Consider the following 18,900-nt stretch of genomic DNA (forward strand, 5'->3'; position numbering starts at 1 on the left):
TATTCGGCAGCCCGCGCTTTGTGACCGCGGGCTGCCAGGCAGCTACCGCTGCTGGACGAACTTGGTGTATGGCTTGCCGCTGGCGGCGATTCCCACCGCGCTGCTGTTCTTCTTTAAGCTGACGGCAAGAACCAAAAGGCTGGCCAGATACGGAATCATCTGGATAAACTCACTGGGCACCGGATTTCCCGGGATTGTCTGCACGTAGAGCTGTATCGCGCTGAACAGTCCGAAGAACATGGACGAGGCAAAGGCCCCGATCGGCGACCAGCGTCCCATGGTAACGGCTCCCAGAGCCAGATAACCACGGCCTGCCACCATTCCCTCCTGGAATAAGTTCATCTGTCCGAGTGAGAGAAACGCGCCTCCCAGCCCGCCCAGCACACCGGACAGGATCACGGAGAAATACCGGATCTTGTGAACGGATAAGCCGGCCGTCTCGGCTGCCTTCGGGTTCTCACCCACGGTGATGATCCGAAGTCCGAGGGGGGTGTATTTAAACATACAGTGAATCAGAATCAGCGCCAGAAACGCGATATACACGAAGGGGGACAAATCGGATAAAAATCCTCCCACCACCGGAATCGACGAAAGAATCGGCGTATGCTCCAGGCTCGGAACCTGCGGAGAGCTGCCCTGCTGCCCAAAGACCGCCTTCAGTCCCACACCGGAAAATCCGGTTGCAAGGAGCACCAGCGCCATGGAACTGACTGACTGGTTGCCGCCCCAGGTAATGGAGATCACCGAGTGTATCGCCGAGATTAAAACACCGACCAGTATGGCCGTCAGCACGCCAATCCACGGGTTCCCTGTGAGATAGCTTCCCAGCACCGCACCGAAGGCGCTTGCCAGCATGATTCCTTCCAGACCGATATTGACAACACCGGAGCGTTCTGAGGTGAGCCCGCCCAGGGCGGTAAGCGCGATTGGAGTTCCCATTCGCAATGTGGAAGCCAGCATAAAAATCAAGAAATTCAGCATATTATTTTCCTCCCCGCCCCTTCTTTATGTAATAACGGATCACATTTTCCGCACACAGGAATACGATTACGAGTCCCTGGATGATATCCACCATGTTTTTGGAGACACCTACGCTGGACTGCATCATCAGAGATCCGCTGCGCATGCTTCCCATTAAAAGCGCCGTGAGAATGATCGCAAACGGATTGTTGCGCGCCATTAAGGCAACCGGGATTCCGCTGAAGCCGTAGTTTGCAGAGAAACCGTTGATGACCTTTCCCATGGTTCCTGTTACTTCAATTCCTCCGGCAAGACCGGCTAACGCGCCGCTCATCAGCAGTGCGAAGAACATGTTGCGCTCCACGTTGATGCCGTTGGTGAGGGATGCATTTTTGTTTAATCCCACCGCACACATCTCATATCCCAATGAGGTACGGTTTAAAAGGAAGTAGACGACCACGGCCGCTGTCAGGGCGATCACAATGCCCAGATTCAGCACGTAGGGCGACGGCAGCAGCTTCGGAAGCATGGCCGTGGCCTGAATCGGTCTCGTGGCCGACGCAGCGCCCTCCGCCTTAAACGGCCCCAGGATTAAGTACTGCACCAGATACTGGCCTACATAGTTGAACATAATGGTACTGATTACGACGTTGACATTGGCCTTCTGCTTTAGGAGGGCCGGGAAAAACGCCCAGACCATGCCGGCCAGCATGGATACGATCAGAACGAAGGGAATATTTAAGATCCCCGGCATCGGAAACAGGGTTCCCGCAATGCCCGCCGCAATCGCTCCCACGAGAAGCTGTCCCTCGGCGCCGATGTTGAATACCGTACATTTATAGGCCAGAGCCACTGCAAGTCCCGTGAGCAGAAGCGGAACCGATTTTGTCAGAGACTGGGTAAATGCCATCGGTGTGCCGAAGGCGCCCTGAATCAGCGCTTTATACGCCTCGATCGGATTGTTGCCGAACAGCCAGATGATAATTCCGCCTGTTATAATTGCCAGAACCAGCGCAATTAAGGAGATCAGAAAATTAAGGCCTACCTCCCGAAACTTTGCCGGCATCTGTTTTCCTGTTTTAACCTGCTGTCCCAACTTCTGTACCTCCTTTTCCTTTTACGGATCCGAGCATCATCATTCCCAGTTCCTGACGCGTCACGCTCTGTGCGTCCACAACGTCGATGATCTCCCCCTTGAAGATAACCGCAATCCTGTCGCTGACCGAAAGAATCTCGTCCAGCTCCAGGGAGAAAAGAAGCACGCCTTTTCCCTTATCCCGCTGCTCCAGCAGTGTTTTCTGAACGAATTCCATGGCACCCACGTCCAGGCCGCGGGTGGGCTGGACCGCAATCAGCACATCCGGATCCCTGGAGGCCTCCCTTGCAATGATGATCTTCTGCTGGTTGCCTCCGGACAGCGTACCGGCGTTTACATCGACGCTGGCGCAGCGGATATCGAACTGCTCCTTCATTTCCTCCGCCGTGTCGTGGATCTTCTTAAAATTCAGCCAGATTCCATTTTTCGCAAACGTTTCATGGTACTGCAGGCCCAGAATCAGATTGTTGGCAATGCTGTATTCCAGAACCAGACCGTCCCTGTGCCTATCCTCCGGGATCAGCCCCAGTCCGTGGTCCTTTCTGTCGCGGATTTTGTCCTTTGTGATATCTTTCCCATTCATCACGACGCTGCCGCTGTCGGGCATCAGCTTTCCGCATATGACATTTACCAGTTCCTCCTGGCCGTTGCCATCCACGCCTGCAATCCCGAGAACCTCGCCCTTTCTCAGCTCCAGATTGATTGATTTCAGTTTCTTAATTGTTTTGTCGACCGTATAGCTGACATCCCTTACCTCCAGGATATTTTCCGCCTTCTCAAACTGGCGGCGGCTGCGCCTTCCAAGGTTTACATCACGGCCCACCATCATTCTGGTCAGCTCGGCCGAATCAGTCTCCTTCTTTTCCACGGTTCCCACGACTTTTCCCAGCCGGATCACGGTGATCCGGTCGGATATCTTCATCACCTCCGCCAGCTTATGGCTGATGAAGATTATGGTCTTTCCTTTTTCCTTCAGCTTCAGCAGGATGTCGCAGAATTCATCGATCTCCTGCGGTGTGAGCACCGCCGTCGGCTCATCGAAAATGAGGATTTCCGCTTCCCGGTAGAGCACCTTTAAAATCTCCACACGCTGCTGTTCCGTAACGGATAAATCCGCCACCTTCTTGTTGGGATCGATCTTCAGTCCGTACTGTTCTGACAGCGCGCCAATCGTCTCCCCGGCCTTCTTCCGGTCCACCTTTAAGGCCGTGCCGATCTCCTGTCCGACGATGATATTCTCCGTCACCGTCAGTTTTGGGATCAGCATGAAATGCTGATGAACCATTCCGATCTTATGTCTGATGGAATCCTTGGAATTGCTGAATTTAACCGGTTCCCCACGGATCAGCAGTTCCCCCTCATCGGGCTGGTACAGCCCGTATAGGATGTTCATCAGCGTAGATTTTCCCGCTCCGTTTTCTCCGGCGAGCGTATGGATCTCTCCCTCTTCAAAGCTGATCGATATATGATCATTGGCAACGATTCCCGGGAACCGTTTCGTAATCCCCTTCAGTTCAATGATGCTCCCCACTTCAGGCACCTCCGTTCTCTGATTTTCGATACGCGGCTATTTCGCATACTGGTAAGTAAAACTGTTAAACTCTTCTTCGTTGGAAGGAACCTTGATTTCTCCGGACTCTACCTTTGCAGTCAGATCGTCGATGGCACTTTTTACATCATCGGGGATCAGCTTTAACAGCTCTTCATTGTTAGTAAATAACAGCTTTACGCCGCCCTCCTTCAGGCCCAGGGACATCGGTACGCTCGTATCGAAGACGCCTGTCTCCTGGTATTCCTTCAGAATGGATAAAATAGCCTGGTCTGCCGGTTTTACTACGGAAGCGAGAATCTTATCCGGCATCTTGTCAAACTGTCCGTTGGCTGCGCCTAAACAGTACGTTCCTTCACCTGCATCCTTGGCCGCATTGAAGACTCCCAGGTTGCATGCGCCGGAATACGTTCCGATGATATCCGCACCCTTGTTGTACATGATCTTCGCAACCTCGCTGCCCTGTCCCACATCGGTGTAGCTGTTGGTAAATGCGGACTGAACCTCGCATTCCGGATTCACGGCCTTGACGCCTGCGGTAAATCCGAACTGATAGCGGTACTGCAGTGTCTCACCAACGGCCATAACGGCGCCGACGTTGTTGGTCTTCGTCATCAGTCCTGAGAGCGCGCCGCCTAAGAATGCGGCTTCATTTTCACGGTAAGCAACCGACATGATGTTTCCGCCGCCGTCAATGGCTTCGGCCAGATACAGGAACTTTACCTCCGGGTTCTCAGCCGCCACTTCCAGCATTCCATCCTTATATTCGGAAGACGGTACCATGATGAAGTTGGCGCCCTGGCTGATCAGTGTGCGCAGGCTGTTTGCAGAGTCGGATATCTCCGGAACCTCCAGCGGAATTCCCTTCACGCCCAGCTCCTTCTCGGCCAGTTCCATTCCGGCGAGTACGTCATCGTTGTAGCTCTGTGTTCCAAACGCGCTGGCAATCATTCCGACCACCAGATCTGATTTCTTATCCTGTGCGCCGTCCTCGGAGGCCGCTTCCGCTTTTCCGCTTGTTTCCGTCTTTTCTGCTGCCGCAGTTCCGCCTGTCGGCTGGCCGCTCTGACATCCGGTCAGAAGTGACAGTCCCATGCCTGCCGCCAGTAATGTTGAAACGATCCTTTTGTAATGTCTCATAATCTTTTCTCCTTCTCCTCTTATATAAATTATAAATGTTAATTACATTTTTCCCAATTTTACAAGTCTGCGCTTCATCTCTTCCATCTGCGCTTCATTCACTATCAGAACGCCGCCCTTCTGTACCGATAAAAGTCCCTCGTCTTTCAAGCTGTTGATCGAACGGTACAGCGTTCTCACGCTTACGCTGAGATCCGCGGCAATCACTCCGTGGCGCTCCCTGATTATGAGCTGCCTGTCCTTTCGGCTGGTCTCGCCTTCATTCCATTTGCTTTCAATGTATGCCATTAAATTGTTGGAGGCTTTTAAAAATACCATTCGGTCCATCCTCGTATGGTTTCTCTCCACCACTTTGGCGAGATCCCGAATGACCACCAGGGCCGCCTCTCCGTCCTCCCGGATTTCCTTTAAAAAGTAGTTGCAGTCAATGTAAAGGAGCAGACAGTTTTTTGCAGCAATGATCTGGGAATAGTACTCCTTATCGTTTGATACCAGCTGCGTGATCCCAATAAAAAACGGAGCGTTGACCGCCGCGAGCATATTGGTGTTTCCGTCTGTGGAAACGCGGGTGAAATGGGCCCCTCCCTTTACAACCATAATAATTGACTGAAGCTTATCCGTCGGCCGGACAATATCCTCTCCCTTCTTCACCGTCCGCATCGTGATACATGGATTTAAAAACCGGTCCAGTTCATGGGTTTTCACTGCCTGGTCCTGATTTTCTACGTATGCAACTCGAAAAAGCTCTCTCAGCTGACCAGATGTTTTTTCTGTCTTCATTTTCTGGCTTCCTTTCTGTACCTTTTTGGTCTGCATCATTATATCACAACGAACTGCTTATTTTTTCTTGCTTTCTGTAGCTTTATCATACACGCCAGTCAATTTTACTGCTATGACACATGTCACACCTAAGCTATTTTTATATTTTGTATCTTTTTCGTCCTTATTTTTGTGCATTTTGTATATGCTAAATGCTATATTTTTTATATGAGGTAAAATCTGGAAAATAGAAATTATCAGGTTTGCATAAAGTATATAAAAAAATGGGACTTTTCCACGCATAAACTGCAAGGAAAAGTCCCATTTTTTCTGTATCTCCATGAATCATGTAAGCACAACATTCCGATATCCCATCTCGCCGGCCCATGCCGCCAGCTCCTGCATCACCCTGTCGTCAGGCTCCGATGCGCCGCTCAGCCTGCCTCTGACGCCGAAGGGCCGGAACCGGATCAGCTTGACTCTTGCCGTGACCGGGCTTCCCATGAGACCGGCGATCCCTCTCAGCACTTCCTCGTAATCGCTTTCCCCGGAAAGACAGACGATGCGGATCTCCTCCAGTTTATTTTTCCTCCAGAGAAGCTCCAGGTTTTTTTTTACAACGGCATTGTCTGCACCCGTCAGCCTCCGGTAAACCTCTGGATCCCAGCTCTTCACGTCCAGCATCACGCCGTCGCTAAGCTCCAGCAGTTCCGGATAGAGGGAGAAATCCACCATCCCGTTGCTGTCGATGAGACAGGACAAACCGGCTTCTTTGCAGAGGCCAAACAGCTCCTTTAAAAATTCCGGATAGAGGCAGCATTCTCCGCCGGATACCGTAATGCCGCGGATAAACGGCAGATTTCCGGATACCTCCTCAAAGACCTCCTCTGCGCTCATCTCCCGGATCTTCGGAGAGGCGTAATTCGGGCAGACGGCTATGCACCGGTCGCAGGAAACACATTTTTTTTCATCCCATGACACCGTTTTGCCATTCAGGGCCAGTGCTCCCGCCGGACATCCGTCCACACAGATACCGCATCCTGTGCATAACTTCTGCGTTTCCGGGTTATGACAGTACGCACAGGAAATGTTGCAGCCCTGAAGAAACACGGCGGTCCGGTTACCCGGGCCGTCTACCACACTGACCGGGATGATCTTATTGACCGGGGCTTTCACGCCATACGCTCCTTTCGCATCTCCAGGTGATTGGTGTCGTAATTCTTACTGCCAAGCACGGTGGTGTTCTGAAGAACGACGTCGTGGTTCCTGTATTTTTCCATCTCGCTGCGCTTCACAAGGAAGCCGGTGATCCGGACCAAATCGCTGTCGGACGCATAGAAGCTCATGTATTTGACGCCCAGCTGGAAGGACCCCTTCACAATGTCCACCAGAGCTCCCGGATTCTTCCTGGCCGTGACGGCAAAGGGGAAGATATCTCCCACTCCCGTCGGGAAGTATTCGTGGAATCTGGCGCTGTGGCGCAGGTGATCCAGCAGGTTCTCCGGCTCATCTCCCACAGGAATGCGCACGCCGGAGGTGATTCCCTTGTCGCTGTCTAAGCCGACCTGGGCGTGAAGAAGGAAATGGCCCTGGCCAATCTCCGAATAAACAGCCGGGAAATCCGCCGCGAACTTCCGAATGATCTCCATGATCTGCAGTCCCAGTTCATCTGCTTTTTCACTGTGTCCGTACCGCTCTCCCGTGTCGGCCATCAGAGCGTTGACACATTCCGCCAGTCCGGTCACGCCGAACATGCCCACGAATTTTTCCCGTTCAATCAGCCCTTCCCGCACCAGGAACGACGACTCGAAAAAGCCGGAGCGCTCCACGAGGAACTTCACCCGCTCATTCATATAGTTTCCCACCGCCTCCAGGCAGTCTGGAAGCAACTCCTGTAAGAACTGGTCGACGGACTCCGCGCTCTTGACCAGCTCGGTCAGTGTAATCCTAGACAGCGTGTAGGCGCCGCCGCCCACCGGAAGAATGTTATAGCAGCTGGAAATCCCGTACTCACAGGGGTAGGTGCTGCGGTTGTCTGCATCGTTGCAGATCGCCGGATTGGCGCAGGTAAGGGAGGTGGCGACGGCCAGCTCCGCATACTCATCCGGGGTGACCTCCGGATCGTACTTTAAGGTCAGGTTCGGAACGGTATTCTGAAGATCCTTTTCCAGCTCCAGAATTATCCGCCCCGCCCTGGTCGGTCTCGATCCCAGATTGGCATGACAGAAGCTGTCTGTAATCGTCCTGTCCAGAAAGATCAGAAACAGCCTTAATTTTTCCTTCACCACATCGTCCGCCATCCCCTCGATAAACGGCTCGATCATAGTGTCCAGTTCTCCCAGATATACGGGAAATCCCGTGATGGAGGGCACATGGTGATAGAGGATCTGAAGTCCCGTGAGAAGCTCGTCAAACGTCTTCGGAGGCTCTACCCGCAGGAATTCGCTCCCCTGTTTCACAAATTTCTTATAGTCCGGCATGATATACCTTGGGCGGTAGGGCGCATGTCCCTCAAACAAATCATTCAGCGCGCCTGTCTCAAAATACTGCCTGGTCTTCGGCGGAATGTCCAGTACGGAAAGGCTGTCTTCCGCTTCCTTCGCCAGTGAAAATACCTTCTGCTCATACGTTAATTCTTTGGATGTGAGCACATCCAGTACCCGGTTCTGTTCCATATGATCCTGTCCTTTCTTAAAGCTTCCGATTGTTTTCAAACGTTCCATTGATTCTATAGGATCATTATACCATTGCCAAATCGGCGGTAATATGACAGGTGTCACATTATAACGGGGAATCGCCGAAAAATGAAAAACGGCCCTCCGCTCCCGCAATGGGATACGAAGGACCGTTTCAGCCCGTCTCTATTTTTCCGGCACCAGGAGAATCTCCTCTTCCTCGCGCACAAAAAGCGCTCTGTGATTCCTGTCAAATTCCGTGATATGGCGGATAAAGAATTTGGAAATGCCGCCTACCAGGAAGGCCGCGGCCACTGTACCTTCTCTGATCCCTTCCACATGTCCCAGACACAGAACGGAAAGGAGAACGGCCGTAAGGACAAGGCTCATATCAAAGCATGTCTTTACAATGCCAAAATCCCAGTTTTTCCTGCGTGATATCGCGCGGACGAGGCCTTCTCCCGGAAGAATCAGCACATCGGGCACCACCTCCAGCGCTACCCCCAGTCCCAGGGCCGCACATCCGGCGAGAAGCAGAAGGACCTTCTGTACATAGAACACCGGAGTCCAGAATGACAGCACCCACATCCATCCGTCAATACAGGCGGAAAAGATCAGCGTAGCCGGAAGCTGCAGCAGCTGTATCTTTTTAAAGCTGCGCCCCAGTACGAGGCACTCGAAAAGAAACAGGGTACTGTTTACTGCCAGTACGAAGACTCCCAGGCTGTAAGGAAAGATAAACGTCAGGACATAGGACGGACTCGTAATCGGAGACGTCCCAAGCTCCGCCTTTGTGATCATGCTGATTCCTAAAGCGGCCACAATCATTCCATACAAAAACATCCGGTACTTTTTCATTATCACGTGATGATCCATGCGCGCATCTCTCCTAAAAATTATTTTTGTCTTCTAATTTTTTTTGTTATTTTATCATAACACGAAAAAATGCACACTTCAATGGACATTGTAGCTTAACATAGGACTGAAAAATCATCACATTGCACAAAAATATTTTAGATTACCTAAAAATATTTTAGATTCAGGCCACAAGGCTTTCCTTCTGCGTTTTGCCTCAAACGTCCCGCTCCGGCAGATTCACAGTGAAACGTCTGTCTCGATAATCCGGGAATACCGGATCAGCGGATACTCGCCGTCGTGGCTTCCGAACTGCTCTCCCGCCTCCTTATCCCGTCCCGTCAGAATCCGGTTTACCCCTGCTCCTGCCAGCATCCGGACCAGCTCCGTTTCCTCTTCCTCCAGGCAGACCAGCCTCGCGGTCTGAAGCCGCCCCCGATCCTTTCTCAGGGTCTTTACGAGTTTCTCCCTGTTCATCGGCTTCACCCAGCAGCTGCCGTACATCAGCGACAGCTGAAGCCCCGGCTCCTCCGACAGGGTGACGCTGACGCCGCGTCCCCGGAAGATGCGTTCCCCCGTCATGGCGGACTCCAGTTCCTTCTGGTAGATCCGGATGGTGCTGCAGCCCCGGAATCCCACTTCCTTATTCCCATACTCCTCATAAGAATGTTCCAGCAGCCTTAGGAAACGGCGGCTGAAATCCACGGCCTCCCGCCCCTCTGCCTCCACATAGATTCCCTGGCAGGAGCTGCACAGCAGCTGGCTGGTCCGTACCATGTGATCCGCGATGGCCTGCAACGTTTCCCCGTTGCTGCGGCCCGCTTCGGTGACATAGGCAAAACTGATCCGGTGTCCCCACTCGATCAGCTTCGTCCCCGCGGGAGCCAGGCTCCGGATTCCCCGGATGGCCTCGTCGCCGCCCCACGTGCACACGCCGTCGGAGAGCCTTAAGAGCTTTAAGAGCCTCTCCCGATCCCCGGAGGGAATCCGAAAGGTATAGATATAGTCCGCCAGCACGGGCTCGATACGGATCAGCTCCTGAAGCAGGAACACCGAAAGCCCGTCGTCTTCGGAAGAGAGCTTCAGGAGATTGATGTTGCCGGCCAGAAGGCCCTCCAGCACGCTGTAGGCTCCGATTCCGGTCATATTGCCGGCGGTCACGTGCATGAGGACGCCCAGAGGCATGAGAAAACGGTTCTGAAGGCCCAAAAGCTCTGTCTTCACCCTTCTCTCCAGCGTATCCTCCCGCAGGAAAAAAGCCGCCTGACAGATTCTCTCTCTCGTCAGAAGCTTCTCCAGCCCGCGCGCCCGGATCTCGCCGTCATACGCGCCTCCGGTCAAGAGTCCGGCTAACCGGCCGCAGGCTCTCATTACCACGGTTCTGGATAGAGGGGGCTTCTCCAGTGCGGCCGCTGTCTTTTTTTCCAGATCAATGGAATGCACTCCGTCCCACCTCCTTTAACAGTTCTCCCGCACCGGCCGCGCAGGTCCGGATATCGGGGACACCGGTCCTGCCGATGATCTCCAGGTACGGCGCCTCCATTCCGCAGCCGCATTCACATCCGCGGTGCAGGACGCCCAGATCATCGGTCAGTATGCTCACCAGAGGGATACTTTCAGCCAGCGGACTGATTAGATTAACCAGTCCCGCCTTTCCATAGCCGACTGGTTCCAGCGTATCCACATCCCGGATTACGACGCGGCTCGTGGCGGGAACATGGAAATGGTGGTTCGGACAGTCACAGTATACGCCCGGATGCTCCACCGCTCCGAAAAACTCCCGGAAATGACTTTCCGGCACACCGAGATGCCTCTCACACAGCCGGTATAGTTCCGCCTTGTCCACCGTCTCTTTGTAAAACTGCTTCCAGCCGCCGCCGACCATAATCATGGAATGCCTGGGCAGGCGGAGAAAGATTTCTCTTCGCTCCATCTCCTTTAACAGGAAATAGAGGTATGCCGGAAAGCCGATAATCCTCACCGGAGCCCTTCCTCCGCTATAACGCCGGAGGGCTGCCATCAGCCCCTTAAAATCGGGCCGGTATCCGTTCTTTCCCTTTCGCAGCGCATACCGCCGGCTGAGCGCCGGGGCAAACATCGTGCTGAGCCGCTGGGTCTTGCTGATCGCCGTCTGATTGTCCTTTCCGGGCGGAAACCCCAGAATTACATAACGGGCAGGACGCATGGAAAACAGCCCGTGGCGGGCGATGACCCGGCATGCGGCGATTCCACCGAAGAAAAGGCTCTTTTTGTCAAATCCGATATGGCTCTTCACTCCCTTTGTCCCCGAGGAGGTGGCCTTTACCACCATAGCGGATTCCGGCATGGAATGCAGATCGTGGTACTTAAAAAACAGGGTCGGAATGCACGGCACCTCCCCCGCATCCGTCACCCGTTTTCCATCCTCCCGAGAGAATCCCCGTCTCTCCAGAATCCGCCTGTAATCTTCGCACTTTAAGAGATGGCAGTCCACATTCCTGTGGACTGCCTCCATAAAAGCTCTGTTATTCTGTTTATGATCATAGATATCCCTGCAAAAACACAGCTTAAATCTGTAATCCATCCTTTTACTCCCGTCGTTCTATTCGGTCCACTCCGGGAACCACTGGCCTTCATTCGATATGAATCCCGCAAATACCCTGGGCTCTCCCGCGGAATTCTGAGCCACATGACCGCGGCAGTGAAGCTTGATCCACTGGCCCTTCCGGTTTCTCGCCCTGTATTCGACCTCATGGCTCACGGTCCGCCCGTCGCTGATCGCCTGGTTCGATTCCCAGAACCGCTCCCAGTCGGCCGGATGGATGATGGAGCGCCAGATATCGGCTGCATTCTGAATCACCTCACCCGGAAATGCGAACTCTTCCACCAGCTTCCTGCTGTACCGGAAGGTATTGGTCGCCATGTCGCACACGTAGAGATAGTTGTCCGTACTCTCCACCAGCGCGTCATAGAGGTACTGCTGGTCGTAGTCAAACGCCTCCGGCTTTAAAAGCCGCCACTGGGCCTCCGCTGCCGCCAGCACCGACTCCTTCCCCTGCTGCATGTGATACTGGCGCTTCTGCTCGTACATGCGCTCGTCCACTTCCCGCAGAATATCCGTCACACTCATGGTGTGCTCCGGCCTCAGCTCCAGAATTCCCGTACAGAAGCTCAGTTCATAAGGAATCCGGTCCTGTCTGCGGACAGCCAGCAGCCTCTCTTCCACCAGTTTGATCAATGCAGCGGATTCCTGCTCCGTCTTCCCTGCAAACGTTACGAGAAATTCATCTCCGCTTAAGCGGCATGCGAAGTCCTCCCCGGTCAGAACGCCCTTCACCGAGTTGGCAATGACCCGCAGAAGATTGTCCCCCTCCCGGTGTCCGAACGTATCATTGACCTTCTTCAGGGAATTGACGTCATACATACAGACCGTCAGAATCGTCTCCTGATGTCTCGCCGCATCCAGCATCTCTGCCAGCCGGTTCTTCCCGCCTCTCCGGTTGAGAAGGCCGGTCAGATCATCCGTGCTGGCCTCCTTCGACAGCTTTTTGGAAGCCGTGATATCCAGAGAATGCTGAAAATGAACGGTGGAGCCGTCTGTCCATTTCATCAGGCTGTCGTAGTTATCGTAGTAGCGGCCCGTCAGAGTGTTAAACTCCTCCCACCGCCGGTAAACGCCTTCCTCCCCGGACTCCGTCAGCCTCTGTACCGGACAGCCGGGGCATCTTCCCCTGCTTCCCTTCTGAAGAATCTGCCAGCATACCTTGCCCACCGGATTCTCCAGGCCAAACGCTTCCTGCATCGTTTTGTTCATGAACAGAATCCGGTCCGTATGGATATCGGTCACATACAGATTCGCCTGCATGCGGCCCATCATGGTATTGTATACCCAGTTCTGCAGCATATAGTCTTCATACAGGTTCTTATTGGCAAATGTCACCGCGATAATGGACAGCAAAAACCGGAGTATGGGCAGCTCCCGGTCCGTCCAGTCGCCCTCCCCGGATTTTTTTCCAAATACCGCAAATCCCACAAACCGTATATTATTGCAGATTGGCAGAATCGTCAGATAACCTCCCGGCACCGTAAAAGGTGTAAGCGCCTTTAAAAAGGCATCCAGCTCCTCACCGGAAAGCTTCTCCCGCGTATTCCAGCTTTCCACCAGCCGCGGAAGCCACTGTCTCATGACCGCCTCCGCACCGGTGTCACCGCTTTTTCCGCTTCTCCAGGAGCCAACTTCCTTATAACGCATCTGATTGTCCAGGCGGACTAAGAGTACCGAATCGGCATGCATCAGATGATTGATATAGTCGGCCAGATTCTCCGCAGTTTCCTGCACAGAATTCGCATCCATCAACAGCGTCTGAACAGAAAGTTCAGGCCGGTAAAAAACCTCCATGGGATATCCCCCCTTTCCGGAATTATTGTGCCGCTTGTTCTCCGTTTTCCGGATAATCAAAGATATAATATTCGTATGCGTTGACTACTCTGGTTTTCCCGTATGTATCCTCGCGTTTGAATCCTCCGCCGTAGTTGGCGTGGACATGGCCGTGGATAAAATACTTCGGCATATACTTGTCCATCAGATTCTTAAAGCATTCAAACCCCTGGTGGGGCAGATCCTGCATATCGTTAATCTGATATGCAGGCGCGTGAGACACCAGAATGTCAAACCCTTTGTTCTTCTTTAACTTCCACCAGAGCTTTTTGATTCTCCGCTCCATCCTTCTTTCCGTATACTGGTTGTCGGCTCCCGGAATATACTCCATGGAACCTCCCAGGCCCAGAATCCGCACGCCGCGGAACACGAAGATGTCATCCTCGATGCAGACACAGCCTTCCGGCGGCCGCTCCTCGTAATGCCCGTCGTGATTGCCTTTCACATACAGAAGCGGCGCATGGGAGAAGGTGGCAAAAAAAGTCAGATAGGAGGCCTTCAAATCCCCACATGATATAATTAAGTCCACCCCTTTGATCTTCTCGGGTGAGAAGTACTCGTAAAGGGATTTTGACTCCTCATCAGCCAGTACCAGAATCTTCAAACTATTATTCCTCCATCACCGCATTGTCGTATATCGTCAGTCCCTGCAGCCTTACCAGAGACTGTGCTTCCTCTGTGAGCTCATCGAACTCAGGAAGCTTACCCACCACGTTTTCAGCCAGCCAGTTCATCGTGATGATCTCTTCGGGAGAGAGCCTCTGCTCCTCCTCGCACTGAACCGTTCCATCCTGGGAATAGATCGTTCCCACAAACGGCTGGAAGCTTCCGCTCCGGATCGAGTTCTTCAGGAACGTGATCAGCCGGTTGGTGCCGTGCGGCAGATTCTGAGAGCAGATGACGTCGATGACATCGGCGGACATTCCCCACCAGTAGTTGATGGCCTGCTTTCCCTTCATCTCCTTTACATCGGAGCCGCCGCGGCAGGTGGTATTTACGATTTTCTCGTAGAATTTGCCCCAGTGCCAGATCGGCGTCGCCAGATTCCGGAATTCTCCGTCCGCTTCTTTTTTATATAAACCGTATTCTCTCGATGCGGTCTTTGGCGTAATCATGTCTTCCCCGGAGATGAACGTGATTCCTTCCTTCTCCAGTTCCTCGCGGGCATTCCTGTCTTTTACCCTCGCCCACTCCAGATGAACCTTGACATAGGGATTAATCATACGCGCACCGAGTGCAAAGGCGTTGATATTGGCGATCGTTCCGTAGATCGGATAGTCCGCGATATACCCCAGCTTATCGCACTGCGCCATGGAAGCGGCCAGCGCGCCCATTAGGAATTTCGACTCGTACATTCTGGCATAGTAGGTGCAGACAGAGGAGTACGACATGTTGACGGAGCAGTTGAAAATCTTTACCTCCGGGTGCTCGATAGCCGCCTTGACACTTAAACCGATCATCTGGGAGGCCGTCGTAAAGATCATGTTGCATCTGGCCGCGATCGCCAGATCGATGGCATTGGCAATCTCCGCATCCGTATCGGCCTCGAAGAATGCGACCGTCTTTAACCGCCCCTCAAAGGCCTGTTCCAGGTACATACGCCCCAGCTCATGGCCATAGGTCCAGCTGGAGGTCTCCGCGGTCTTCGCGTGAATAAATGCGATCTTCAGCATCTCCGGCTCAATGTTCTGGGATGGGCGGAGCCAGTTGATGATCTTCAACGGGCTGTTATCCGGCTCTTCCACCTCCTCCGGCTGCTCTACCAGGGCGATCTTGCTGCCTCTGGAGGTCAGGAGAAGTTCATCCTTAATCTTCGTCAAATCTTTTGTGATCTCGCCCTCTGTCTTCAGCTTCACCACATCGTAGCCGAACAGCTCGACATAGACAAGGAAGGCGTCGGAACACGTCATCTCATAGGAATTCCCACCAAACGCGCGGAACGCCTTGGAAAACTGGTCGTAGGCGGATTTAAAGTAGATCCTGTCGTCCTCGCTCCACACCTCTTCCGGGGCCTTTCCCATGGCCTTTAACAGGCGGTCGTAGCTGCCCTCCTGGCTGAACCAGACATCACAGTTAAAGGAGACCTGGTAAAACTCCAGGAATTCATAATAGAGGCGGTTGTCGAGGTCATCCGTTCTCTTGGGGATCAGGCGCGTCACCGAAGCCGTAATGCTGAACGCGCCCACATATTTGAGCACGCTGACACGCTTGTTGCCCTCCTGTACATAGTACTGGTTCATGAACTCATACGCAACGATGGGGTCATGAATCCCTTCTTCTATCTGATGGTCGTATAAATACGCCCATTTTGCTCCAAACTCCGATTTTTCTGCCAGCAGAGGCATAAAATTATTGGCAAAGGCACTGGTTCTGCCTTTTGTTTTCGTTCCCACGATCTTATCAAGCGGGACGTCCATGAGTCCCAGATTCACTTCTGAAATGATATCTGTGTAGGAAAGTATGTCATCCAGCACCGGAAGATAAGGATACTCTCCCTTTGCCACGGAAACCTGATACTGTTTTCTTCCTTTTTTCAAAGCACCTGAATAGTCATAAAGCGCCATAACCGATTCTCCTCTCAGTTTTCCTCTTATTGTATGTTCGTCTTTTACAGTATACCACAAACAATAAATTCATGAAAGACCTCATTCCGTGTTTGGGCATGCATTCGCATCTGTTTCGCAAAGACAAAAGACGCAGTCCGCGCCCCCAAAGGCCACGGTTTTCTCCCGTGGGCTCTTCAGGACGCAGACTGCGTCTCATATTATAGGTTTCTTATCTTGAAATCACGTTCCAGTTCCCGTTTCTGATCCTTTTTCGCGATATCATCCCTCTTGTCGTAGAGCTTCTTACCGCGGGCCAGGCCGATCTCCAGCTTCACCAGGCTGCCCTTAAAGTAAACCTGAAGGGGCACGATGGTATAGCCCTTGATCGCGATCTTGGAATCCAGCTTGCTGATCTCCGCCCGGTGCATCAGCAGCTTCCTCGGTCTTAAGGGATCTTTATTGAAGATATTACCCTTTTCATATGGATTGATGTTCATGCCGTATACCCATACTTCCCCCTTGTCGATTCTCACAAAGGCTTCCTTGATGCTGCATTTGCCCATCCGGATGGACTTCACTTCCGTGCCGGCCAGCTCGATGCCGGTCTCGTATTTCTCATCGATAAAATAATCATGGTATGCCTTTTTGTTGTTGGCAACCAGCTTGAAACTCTCTTTCCCCATCCTCTTATCCTCCTGTTATTCCTCCGCAGAAGTGCTCGCGGGAATAAAGTCGATCGTCCTGGCCAGCTTATCCGTTCCCGTGACCATGACGCGGATCGGCTGACCGAGTTTATATACCTTCCTCGTCATATCGCCGATCAATTCTAAATGCTCTTCATCAAAATGGTAATAGTCGTCCTTTAACTCGCCTACCCGGATCAGGCCTTCCACCGTGTTGGGAAGCTCCACGTAGAGTCCCCAGTTTGTGACTCCCGATATGACGCCGTCGAATACCTCGCCGATATGGCCCGCCATATACTCGCACTTCTTCATCTTCACGGTCTCGCGCTCCGCCTCATCCGCCCGCCGCTCCATGGCGGAGGTCTGGACCGATACGCCGGTCAGAAGCTTATCGTAGTGGGCCGTTCTCTTCTCATTCAGCCCGCCTCGCAGGTTCTCCTTGATAATCCGGTGAATCTGTAAATCCGGGTACCGCCGGATGGGTGAGGTAAAGTGGGTATAATACTTGGCGGCCAGGCCGAAATGACCCGTATTCACCACCGTATACTTGGCCTGCTTCATGGAACGCAGCGCCAGACGGCTGATCAGCGCCTCCTCCGGTGTATCCTCCGCCTTCACCAGAAGCTTCTGGACCTCTTTCGGATAGACCTCTCCGTTATGGAACCGGATGGAGTAGCCGAAGTTATTGATAAAGGTGGCCAGACTCTTCATCTTCTCCGGGTCGGGATTATCATGGGTCCGGTACAGGAACGGGAGCTCCTGCCAGAAATAGTCCTCCGCCACAGTCTCATTAGCGATGAGCATGAAATCCTCGATAATCTTCGTCGCCGCGTTCCGCTCATACGGCTTGATCTCCAGCGGTTTTCCGTTTTTGTCCAGAATCACCTTGGTCTCCGGGAAGTCGAAGTCGATCGATCCCCTCGTCTTCCGCTTCTCCCTCAGGATATCGGCCAGCTCCTTCATAAGGAGGAACATGGGGACAAACTCCTCGTATTCCTTCATCATCGCCTCATCACGGTCTGTCACGACCGCGTTTACCGCCGTGTAGGTCATACGCCTGTCCACGTTGATGAGCGTCTCTGCGATCCGGTGCCCGGTCACATTGCCCGCTTCGTCGATCTCCATGATACAGCTGAGCGCCAGGCGGTCCTCCCCCTGATTTAAGGAGCAGATTCCGTTGGACAGCTTATGGGGAAGCATGGGAATCACCCGGTCCACCAGATAAACGCTGGTTCCCCTCTTAAGCGCCTCCTCATCCAACGGGCTGTTCTCCGTCACATAGTGGCTGACATCCGCAATGTGGACGCCCAATGTATACACACCGTTCTCCTTCGATACGGAAATCGCATCATCCAGGTCCTTCGCATCCTCGCCGTCGATGGTGATGGTCTGCAGGCTGCGCAGGTCCAGTCTGCCTTCCCGCTCGCGATCCGTGACCTCGTCGGAGACCATTTCCACCTGATCCATGACCTCGTCAGGGAATTCCTCCGGAAGACCATACGCCTTCACGATGGATATGATATCCGTTCCCGGATCGTTTACATGGCCTAAAATCTCCGTGATCATGCCTTCCGGCTTCTTCTGGCTTCCGCCGAAGTCCGTAAGCACGGCTACCACCTTGTGACCGGTCACGGCCCCCATATCCTTTCCCTGAGGAATGAATATGTCCTTACCAATCTTCTGGTTGTCCGGAATGACAAATCCAAAGTTCTTATTTTTCTGGTAATATCCGATCACGGTCCGGTTCGCGTGCTCCAGAACGCGCAGGACACGTCCTTCGGCCCGTCTTGAGCCCTCACCCTCTGTCTCGATGGTAATCTGCACGGTATCGCCGTTCATGGCGTCAGCCGTCTTATCCTCGGGTATAAAGACGTCCTGCTCCCGTCCTTCCACGGTCACAAAGCCAAAGCCCCTCGGATGGCCGCTGAACGTACCGGTTATGGAGCCGATATCCGGCTTGCCGTACTTTCCTTTTTTGGAAATGCCGATCTTTCCCTCAGACAGCAGTGCATCCAGCACTTCCTTCAGCTCTTCTCTCTGCCCCTTCGGCACATCGAGAAGAATCGCCATCTCCTTCAGCTTCATCGGAACGTAGGCCGGTTCTTCCACCAGCTGTAATATCATGTTCTTTCTCTGTGTCAGTTGTTCCTCTGTCATAATTTCCTCGTTTTCTGTTTTACGCTGCGGTTCCCTCTGCTTTTATCATTATGCCCGGAAGGA

15 protein-coding genes are annotated in these 18,900 nt (G+C 53.0%); all 15 read right to left on the minus strand.

The features are described from left to right. Positions 1 to 42: 42 nt before the first annotated feature. The 15 genes from H8S80_RS16725 to rnr all read right to left on the minus strand — a co-directional run bounded on the left by H8S80_RS16725 (position 43) and on the right by rnr (position 18,837). Positions 43 to 981 (minus strand): ABC transporter permease, encoded by a 939-nt coding sequence (locus H8S80_RS16725; protein ID WP_002603809.1) that lies wholly within the window; start codon positions 979 to 981, stop codon positions 43 to 45. 1 nt (position 982) lies between these two features. Beyond that, positions 983 to 2,056: an ABC transporter permease gene (locus H8S80_RS16730; RefSeq protein ID WP_243007935.1), complete on the minus strand. Its 1,074-nt coding sequence runs from the start codon at positions 2,054 to 2,056 to the stop codon at positions 983 to 985. Continuing rightward, positions 2,040 to 3,587: an ABC transporter ATP-binding protein gene (locus tag H8S80_RS16735; protein WP_002603807.1), complete on the minus strand. Its 1,548-nt coding sequence runs from the start codon at positions 3,585 to 3,587 to the stop codon at positions 2,040 to 2,042. Before H8S80_RS16735 ends, H8S80_RS16730 begins: the two co-directional genes overlap by 17 nt. Positions 3,588 to 3,623: 36 nt before the next feature. Beyond that, the gene (locus H8S80_RS16740; protein WP_117632566.1) at positions 3,624 to 4,745 is read right to left on the minus strand and encodes a BMP family lipoprotein; all 1,122 of its coding nucleotides are present in this window, start codon (positions 4,743 to 4,745) and stop codon (positions 3,624 to 3,626) included. Positions 4,746 to 4,787: 42 nt separating this feature from the next. After that, on the minus strand, positions 4,788 to 5,525 hold the full coding sequence (locus H8S80_RS16745) for a Crp/Fnr family transcriptional regulator (protein ID WP_025531879.1): 738 nt from the start codon (positions 5,523 to 5,525) through the stop codon (positions 4,788 to 4,790). A 324-nt stretch (positions 5,526 to 5,849) separates the two neighbouring features. Then, positions 5,850 to 6,680: a YjjW family glycine radical enzyme activase gene (locus H8S80_RS16750; protein WP_117632564.1), complete on the minus strand. Its 831-nt coding sequence runs from the start codon at positions 6,678 to 6,680 to the stop codon at positions 5,850 to 5,852. Continuing rightward, entirely contained in the window at positions 6,677 to 8,179 is a 1,503-nt protein-coding gene (locus H8S80_RS16755; protein WP_002603803.1) for a YjjI family glycine radical enzyme, read from the minus strand. The genes H8S80_RS16750 and H8S80_RS16755 overlap by 4 nt, the downstream gene beginning before the upstream one ends. Positions 8,180 to 8,365: 186 nt before the next feature. Further along, positions 8,366 to 9,055, minus strand: coding sequence for a YczE/YyaS/YitT family protein (locus tag H8S80_RS16760; protein ID WP_117632563.1), 690 nt, complete (start codon positions 9,053 to 9,055; stop codon positions 8,366 to 8,368). Positions 9,056 to 9,274: 219 nt separating this feature from the next. Then, on the minus strand, positions 9,275 to 10,477 hold the full coding sequence (locus H8S80_RS16765; protein ID WP_117632562.1) for an acyl-CoA reductase: 1,203 nt from the start codon (positions 10,475 to 10,477) through the stop codon (positions 9,275 to 9,277). Beyond that, positions 10,464 to 11,597 carry a LuxE/PaaK family acyltransferase gene (locus H8S80_RS16770; protein ID WP_117632561.1) on the minus strand — a complete coding sequence of 378 codons (1,134 nt, stop codon included), beginning with the start codon at positions 11,595 to 11,597 and terminating at the stop codon, positions 10,464 to 10,466. Before H8S80_RS16770 ends, H8S80_RS16765 begins: the two co-directional genes overlap by 14 nt. An 18-nt stretch (positions 11,598 to 11,615) precedes the next feature. Then, positions 11,616 to 13,412: a diguanylate cyclase domain-containing protein gene (locus H8S80_RS16775; RefSeq protein ID WP_117632560.1), complete on the minus strand. Its 1,797-nt coding sequence runs from the start codon at positions 13,410 to 13,412 to the stop codon at positions 11,616 to 11,618. A gap of 22 nt (positions 13,413 to 13,434) precedes the next feature. Next, positions 13,435 to 14,055 (minus strand): metallophosphoesterase family protein, encoded by a 621-nt coding sequence (locus H8S80_RS16780; protein ID WP_002603798.1) that lies wholly within the window; start codon positions 14,053 to 14,055, stop codon positions 13,435 to 13,437. 4 nt (positions 14,056 to 14,059) lie between these two features. Continuing rightward, a complete protein-coding gene (locus H8S80_RS16785) occupies positions 14,060 to 16,015 on the minus strand; it encodes a BMP family ABC transporter substrate-binding protein (protein WP_002603797.1) in 1,956 nt (651 codons plus the stop codon). Positions 16,016 to 16,215: 200 nt separating this feature from the next. Beyond that, positions 16,216 to 16,680 (minus strand): SsrA-binding protein SmpB, encoded by a 465-nt coding sequence (gene smpB, locus H8S80_RS16790; RefSeq protein ID WP_002603796.1) that lies wholly within the window; start codon positions 16,678 to 16,680, stop codon positions 16,216 to 16,218. Positions 16,681 to 16,695: 15 nt separating this feature from the next. Next, on the minus strand, positions 16,696 to 18,837 hold the full coding sequence (gene rnr / locus H8S80_RS16795) for a ribonuclease R (protein ID WP_320959372.1): 2,142 nt from the start codon (positions 18,835 to 18,837) through the stop codon (positions 16,696 to 16,698). Positions 18,838 to 18,900: the final 63 nt, after the last annotated feature.

Source organism: Hungatella sp. L36 (assembly GCF_014288035.1).

Coding starts and splice junctions, on each gene's coding strand:
- H8S80_RS16725 (WP_002603809.1), bottom strand. CDS start 981: ATGCTGAATTTCTTGATTTTTATGCTGGCTTCCACATTGCGAATGGGA.
- H8S80_RS16740 (WP_117632566.1), bottom strand. CDS start 4,745: ATGAGACATTACAAAAGGATCGTTTCAACATTACTGGCGGCAGGCATG.
- H8S80_RS16745 (WP_025531879.1), bottom strand. CDS start 5,525: ATGAAGACAGAAAAAACATCTGGTCAGCTGAGAGAGCTTTTTCGAGTT.
- H8S80_RS16755 (WP_002603803.1), bottom strand. CDS start 8,179: ATGGAACAGAACCGGGTACTGGATGTGCTCACATCCAAAGAATTAACG.
- H8S80_RS16760 (WP_117632563.1), bottom strand. CDS start 9,055: ATGGATCATCACGTGATAATGAAAAAGTACCGGATGTTTTTGTATGGA.
- H8S80_RS16770 (WP_117632561.1), bottom strand. CDS start 11,597: ATGGATTACAGATTTAAGCTGTGTTTTTGCAGGGATATCTATGATCAT.
- H8S80_RS16775 (WP_117632560.1), bottom strand. CDS start 13,412: ATGGAGGTTTTTTACCGGCCTGAACTTTCTGTTCAGACGCTGTTGATG.
- H8S80_RS16785 (WP_002603797.1), bottom strand. CDS start 16,015: ATGGCGCTTTATGACTATTCAGGTGCTTTGAAAAAAGGAAGAAAACAG.
- smpB (WP_002603796.1), bottom strand. CDS start 16,680: ATGGGGAAAGAGAGTTTCAAGCTGGTTGCCAACAACAAAAAGGCATAC.
- rnr (WP_320959372.1), bottom strand. CDS start 18,837: ATGACAGAGGAACAACTGACACAGAGAAAGAACATGATATTACAGCTG.